Below are 1,621 nucleotides of genomic sequence, written 5' to 3'. Positions count from 1 at the left end.
CCCTTCAGCAGCGCCAGGTTCAGCGGCAGTGCCGGGATGCCGCCCTGCGCGAAGCCGATCACCAGGTAGCGGCCGCGCCAGGCGATCGAGCGGAACACCGGTTCGGCCAGGTCGCCGCCGACCGGGTCGTAGACCACGTCGGGGCCCTTGCCCTGCGTCAGCGCCTTCAGCTCCTCGCGCAGCTGGCCACGGCTGTAGTTGATGGTCTCGTCGGCGCCGAGCTGCTTGCAGAAGGCGCATTTCTCGTCGGTGGACGCGGCGGCGATCACGCGTGCGCCCGCTGCCTTCGCGATCTGGATCGCCGCGCTGCCGACGCCGCCGGCCGCACCGAGCACCAGCACGGTCTCGCCCGGCTGCAGCGCCGCGCGGTCCATCAGCGCATGGTGCGTGGTGCCGTAGGTGCACAGGAACGCGGCTGCGTCCTCGAACGCGAAGCCCGGCGGCAGCGGCATCAGCAGCGCGGCGTTCACGCAGGCATGCGTCGCGAAACCGCCGGTGCCGGCGAACGCGGCGACCGCATCGCCCGGCTTCAGGTGCCTGACGCCTTCGCCGACGGCATCGACCACGCCGGCGTACTCGGCACCGGGCACGAAGGGCAGCGGCGGCTTGATCTGGTACTTGTTCTGGACGATCAGCAGGTCCGGGAAGTTCAGGCTCGCGGCGCGGATCGCGACGCGCACCTCGCCGGCCGCGGGCTGCGGCGTCGGCAGCTCCTTCCAGGTCAGCGCCTCGGGGCCGATGGGGTTCTCGCACAGCCAGGCTTGCATCGTGTCGTCTCCTTGAATGTGGCGCCGGATGATAGGCAGGCCGGTCGCGCGTGCACGTCGCGCAGGTGACGCGTTCCTGGATCCCTACAATCCCCCGATGCGCATTCTGATCGCCAACGACGACGGCTACCTCGCCCCCGGCCTCGCAGCCCTGGTGAAAGCCTGCGAAGGGCTCGGCGAGATCGACGTGGTGGCGCCGGAGCAGAACGCGAGCGGCACCTCGAATTCGCTGACGCTGCACCGGCCGCTGTCGGCCTTCACCGCCGCCAACGGCTTCCGCTACATCAACGGCACGCCGTCCGACTGCGTCCACGTCGCGCTGACCGGGCTGCTGCCGCGCCGGCCCGACCTGGTGCTGTCCGGCATCAACAACGGCGCCAACATGGGCGACGACACGCTCTATTCCGGCACGGTGGCGGCCGCGATGGAGGGCTTCCTGTTCGGCATCCCGGCGATCGCGTTCTCGCAGGTCGAGAAGGGCTGGGCGCAGGTCGATGCCGCCGCGCGGCTCGCGCGCTCGCTGGTCGAGCAGGTGCTCGCGAACCCGCCGGCGCCGGGCGCGTGGCTGCTCAACGTCAACATCCCGAACCGGCCCGATGCGGTCGAGCTGCCGCGCCGCATCACGCGGCTGGGGCGCCGCCATGCGAGCGAGCCGGTGGTCTGCCAGCAGAACCCGCGCGGCGAGCCGATCTACTGGATCGGGCCGGCCGGCGACGTGCGCGAGGCCGGCGAGGGCACCGATTTCCACGCCACCGCGAACGGCTGCGTGTCGATCACGCCGCTGCAGGTCGACCTGACCGATCACGCCCGGCTGCCCGCGTGGCGGCAGTGGTCGCAGGCGGTGGGTTCATGAG

General features: G+C 71.5%; 2 protein-coding genes. One reads left to right on the top strand and one right to left on the bottom strand.

From position 1 onward, the window contains the following. A partial coding sequence (locus AC1DXV_RS34425; protein ID WP_477938022.1) for an NADPH:quinone oxidoreductase family protein occupies window positions 1-767 on the bottom strand: 767 nt, incomplete at its 3' end. 97 nt (window positions 768-864) lie between these two features. Between AC1DXV_RS34425 and surE the strand changes: the two genes are divergently transcribed. Beyond that, window positions 865-1,620 carry a 5'/3'-nucleotidase SurE gene (gene surE / locus AC1DXV_RS34420; protein WP_477870742.1) on the top strand — a complete coding sequence of 252 codons (756 nt, stop codon included), beginning with the start codon at window positions 865-867 and terminating at the stop codon, window positions 1,618-1,620. Window position 1,621 lies beyond the last annotated feature (1 nt).

This window comes from Rhizobacter sp. P3_C12 (genome assembly GCF_056402735.1).
Note: the sequence above shows the minus strand (reverse complement) of the source record. Positions and strands in the feature narration are given on the sequence as shown.

Excerpts from the sequence above, each read along its gene's own strand:
- surE (WP_477870742.1), top strand. The coding sequence starts at position 865 with ATGCGCATTCTGATCGCCAACGACGACGGCTACCTCGCCCCCGGCCTC.